Genomic DNA, 4,340 nt, shown 5'->3' with positions numbered 1-4,340 from the left:
CCCACGACCAGCCAGAACTACACCATCCACACCGCCATCACGTTCTTCGAGCACGGGCTCGCGAACCGCTCACGGAAGTAAACGCAACGGTGTTGTCCTGGTGGTTAATTGGCGCAGCGTCACGGCGACGTTCGCGAAGGTGCCGCTGCTCGTCCGATTTGTCAGCGATGGGCGCGCAGTCGCGGCTGGTGACCTCCGACGTTGGGTGTGGCTCCTTTGGGGGGACGGCCCTACCTGCGTGAACTGCGGCTTGAGGTACGCCCGAGTGATCGACTCGACCACGACAGCGGGTCCCGCGGTGACCGGCACCCTCGGCGCTGTCGATCTTGATCCGGCGCGCGGGCGTGACCTGCTGGTTCCGAAAGGATCTCCACGACCAGCAGTCGAGCCGAACCGACAAATGCCCAGCTCAGCCTGTCCCTCGAAGGGAGCTGCACCCTCCGACGTTCGGCCACTCTGTGCAATTAACCACCAGGATCGCGCAGGCGCAGGCGAGGGCAGGCGCAACAGCACGATCCACCAACCTGACACGCCCATCCGACCATCACTGGCCTTTCGTGACAATCTGCAGGTCACAGACCATGGATGGGGTTTTCGGCACCCGCAACGTGGGCTTCTTCCCGATTCGTCGTCGTCCGCGCGCATTGCCAGCGCAAGGCTTCTACCGCGATCACCGTATGAACCTCACCGCCCTGCACTTCCGCAGGGCGGTGTGACGCCCGTACGGCCGCACCCTTCTCGGAGCTGGGGCCACGCCCAGGCCCGCCCGCCCGAGGCGGATTCCCCGGCATCCCGGTTGCCCGGGATGCGTCACAGCGCCCCGAGATCGACCTCCACGGGGAAGGGCGCACCAGCCTTGACCGTCCCGGTGAACACCTCGCTCTGGCGGTAGGAGCCGCTCGCTGGGTCGAGGAGGTAGGTGTACACCAGCGGAACCGTGCCGGGGGATTGCTCGACTCGCCAGTAGAAGGCGATGCCCGCTCGAGCGTACTGCTCGAGCTTTACGATCCGGTCGGTGGTTTCGGAGCCGGGCGAAACGACCTCGACCACGAGCAGCACGTGCTCGGGGCGGGTCGGTGTGACGTCGATGCTGTCCGCCCGGTAGACGGTCACGTCCGGGCGGCGGTTGGTGAGTGGGACGTCCTGCAACCGGATGTCGAAGTCCGTGTCCGCGTTCCACTCCGGGCCTGCCGCCGTGTCCAGGGCGTTGGCCAGGATCCGTGCGAGGCGGTTGTGCCGTTTGGACGCGCTCGGACTCACGACGACCATCCCGTCCACGATCTCGATACCCGCGCACTGCTCCTCGGACCAGGAGTCGTACTGCTCTGCGGTGATCGGCGTGTGCATCCACGCGGGAGCGATCATCTCGGCGGTCACGGCACACCTCCCCTGGGTCGATCGACGAAGCCGACGCTGTCAGCCCAGACTACTGGCTCCCTTGAAATGGTCCGCTACGGCCCGGCCGATTTCGGCGGGCGTGCCCGTCACTGGGAGGCCGACTGCTACGGCGAGGGGCGTCAGATGTAGATCGACGGCGGTCTCCACGAGCGAGGCTAGGGCGTCCGCACCGGTCCGGGCACGTATGGCCGCGCAGAACGCGGTTCCGACCCCGATGAACGCGGCGGGCCACCACACGGCGGCCGCGAAGAGGTAGAGCAGGCTCCACGAAGCGAGGCGCGCTGCCGCGGCGTAGGACTTACGTGCGGTGGAGACGTCTTCGCGCACCGTGTCCGGGCGCACCAGCAGCCGCATCCTGCGCAGCACATGCCGTGGCAGCCAGTGCAGCAGCGCCGCCAGGAACGCCCCGCCACTCGGGGTGAACCGCACCCTCTGCTTGCCGAGTTGACGTTCCAGCACCGTGATCTGATGACGCAGGGCAAAGATCTCCGCGTCCTTGTCCCGGGCCCTCATCCGCAGCAGGCGCAGCAGGCCGAATCCGTTCGTCACGCCCAGGTAGGCACGTCGTAGCAGCACGGTCGATCATCATGCCGCGGTGATCGACAGCCACATGAAAATGCCGACGTGAGCAGCCGCGGTCGACATCCCGCACACCGGCCACCACCAGGACGGATGAGTTTTCGGCAAGGGCAGGGCTCCGTTTGGACGATCCGGACGGCGCGGTCGGGATCGAGTTCATGGTCGTGGTGGGCGCCACCGCGCAGGAGTCGGTGGCGTATCTGGTACCGATGGGCTACCGCGGTGCGGCGCTGGAGGGCGTCCCCGGCGAGGCACTGATCGGCACCTCTGAGCATGGGGGTGCTCGGCACCCGGTGGATCTACGATGGCGTCCACGACCCGGTGGTGAGGGCGCAGTCGCGCGTGCTCCTGCGCGGCGAGGCGATGCCGCAGCACCAGAGCAAGAGGCGACACCCCTGACCCGACCGTCACCGTGCACGGCACTGGCCCTGACGACGGGCTTGACGTTCACGTCAACCGCGTCCTGCGGCTGACGGAGGCTGCGCAGAAGTCGTCCGGACGCCTCGTCGCCGGGTGGACCTGGCGGGCTAGCTCGCCTTGTATGCGCCGGTGGCCCCAGGCGCTGTTCTCCCGCGCCAGACGCAGGATGAGCTGCTTGACGGTGGATGCGGTGGACGGCCGGCCCGGGCGGCGGTGCCGGGGGAATGTCCACGTCCGGGCGACCAGTCGCCGGTGCCAGGCCGGCAACGTCGCGGGCGTGACCGCGAAGTCCTGGCGCCACCGCGCGCGGGACCAGCCGGGAGAGGGCGGCGAGCCAGATCCGGTCGGCAGGCTCGTAGCGGACCCGGGCGATCTGACGGCGCAGCCCCGCGTTCTCGTGCCGCACGCCAACACCTCCGCATCCTTGGCCACGCGGCTGCGCAGGATGCCAGCGGGCACCATGATCAGATTTCGGACCAGCGCGGTGACGATGGACAGCAGCATCGAAGGATCACCCCAGGCACCGTGGAGGCCATCGCCCCGCGCGGAGAAGCTGCAGGCCAGATCCGGAATCGCATTTCCGAGCGGGACAGGGCGTTCATCCGCGGCGCCTACGGCGCGCTGAGCAGTACCTCCATCTCCTCCACTTCGAAGACGGCGTCGAAGGAGCTGGTGCACTTGCTGTCGCGGTCGCGAAGGACGAAGCGCAGGGACTCGACGCGGACGCCGAGATCCGCGGCGAGGTTGCGGGCCTGCTGGGTCGCCCCTGCGCGGTGAGGTGGGCGGTGACACCAGTGATGTGGAGTCTGCGGGTACCGTGCTCGAAGAACCCCAGCGCGTACAGGCGCCTGCCGGTCACGGTGTCCACGTGGAAGAAGTCCGCGGCGATGATCCCCTCCGCCTGCAGGGTGAGGAACTCTCGCCAGCTCGGACCGGAGCGACGCGGGGCCGGGACGATGCCGGCAGCATGCAGGACCTGCCACACAGTTGAGGAGGCGATCGGGTGCCCCAGCCGGGCCAGCTCGCCCTGGATCCGGCGATGCCCCCACCGCGGATTATCATGCGCCAGGCGCAGGACCAGCTTCTTGAGCGCGGCAGCGGTGGGCGGTCTACCGGTGCGTCGGCGTCGGCCGGAGTAGTCCCACTTTCTGGCGATCAGCCTTCGGTGCCAGGCCAGTAGCGTCCCCGGCGTGACCGGAAAGACGCTGCTCCAATGGCGGCGCGGGATCAGCGACGACAGCGCGGCCAGCCAGAACCGGTCCGCGGACTCGTAGCGGATCGGACTGGTGAGTTGCCGTCGCAGTACCGCGTTCTCGTGCCGCAGCACCAGCAGTTCAGCATCCCTGGCGGTCTCCCGGCGCAGCAGTACCGCCGGCACCGACAGCAGCACACGGCTGGCCCGGTACAGCAGCGAAGTGATCACCCGCGCAGCATCCCAGCCACCGCCGAGGGCTCCGCACTCAGGCTCCCACCTGCAGCGATGACTTTGCGAGCCCCACAGGTGCAGTTCTTCAAGTTCGCTCAGCAGCGCGTCACTGACCTGCAGCATCGGTTCCCCGCGGCTCGCTGTTGTCGTTGGTGTCGGGGAGGACAGCGAAGAGTGAGGTTCCGCGGGCCTTTTGGGAGATGTCGTCCAGGGCCAGGAACAGGTAGGAGGAGGTGCCCAGGCGGCGCAAGGCCTGGGTATCCAGTGGTGCGTTGGCGTCGGTGATCCCAGCCATCGCGCGTACGCGGGTGCGCAGGTCAGCGCGACGGATGTGCGCAGCAAGCCGTTGTGCGAAACGGCCAAGGTTGTTCCCGGGCACGGTACCAGGCGCCGCCGGGGTCCGTGGTCGGCGGCGAAGGGGTTCGGGCTGGTCGGGCACAATGACGCGGTGCGCGAAGACGATGACACAGAGCTGCTGGAACGGGTACGGGCGTTGCGGGCAGCCGGCAGTGGCCCC

The 4,340-nt window shown here is 68.2% G+C and carries 4 protein-coding genes and 3 pseudogenes; 2 read left to right on the top strand and 5 right to left on the bottom strand.

The features are described from left to right. Positions 1-581: 581 nt before the first annotated feature. Positions 582-716, top strand: a complete 135-nt coding sequence (locus ACWDA7_RS50840) for a hypothetical protein (protein WP_450614755.1) — start codon at positions 582-584, stop codon at positions 714-716. A gap of 94 nt (positions 717-810) precedes the next feature. Here the strand turns inward: ACWDA7_RS50840 and ACWDA7_RS50835 are convergent, their stop codons facing one another. After that, the gene (locus tag ACWDA7_RS50835) at positions 811-1,377 is read right to left on the bottom strand and encodes a Uma2 family endonuclease (protein WP_450614753.1); all 567 of its coding nucleotides are present in this window, start codon (positions 1,375-1,377) and stop codon (positions 811-813) included. Between the two features lie 39 nt (positions 1,378-1,416). Beyond that, positions 1,417-1,974 (bottom strand): hypothetical protein, encoded by a 558-nt coding sequence (locus ACWDA7_RS50830; protein WP_450614751.1) that lies wholly within the window; start codon positions 1,972-1,974, stop codon positions 1,417-1,419. 116 nt (positions 1,975-2,090) lie between these two features. Between ACWDA7_RS50830 and ACWDA7_RS50825 the strand changes: the two are divergent. After that, positions 2,091-2,500, top strand: a pseudogene (locus tag ACWDA7_RS50825) (maltokinase N-terminal cap-like domain-containing protein); the annotation flags it as partial. Here the strand turns inward: ACWDA7_RS50825 and ACWDA7_RS50820 are convergent. The 3 genes and pseudogenes from ACWDA7_RS50820 to ACWDA7_RS50810 form a co-directional block, all read right to left on the bottom strand. After that, positions 2,491-2,901 (bottom strand): annotated as a pseudogene (locus ACWDA7_RS50820) (integrase core domain-containing protein); the annotation flags it as partial. The pseudogenes ACWDA7_RS50825 and ACWDA7_RS50820 sit on opposite strands and share 10 nt — an antisense overlap. A gap of 110 nt (positions 2,902-3,011) precedes the next feature. Next, positions 3,012-3,820, bottom strand: a pseudogene (locus ACWDA7_RS50815) (IS3 family transposase); the annotation flags it as partial. Positions 3,821-3,929: 109 nt separating this feature from the next. Beyond that, positions 3,930-4,340 (bottom strand): hypothetical protein (locus tag ACWDA7_RS50810; protein ID WP_450614749.1); only part of this gene is annotated, 411 nt, incomplete at its 5' end.

It is taken from the genome of Streptomyces sp. NPDC001156, from assembly GCF_053598275.1.
The sequence above is the reverse complement of the archived record's forward strand: the minus strand, read 5'-3'. Positions and strand labels throughout refer to the sequence as shown.

Excerpts from the sequence above, each read along its gene's own strand:
- ACWDA7_RS50840 (WP_450614755.1), top strand. The coding sequence starts at position 582 with ATGGATGGGGTTTTCGGCACCCGCAACGTGGGCTTCTTCCCGATTCGT.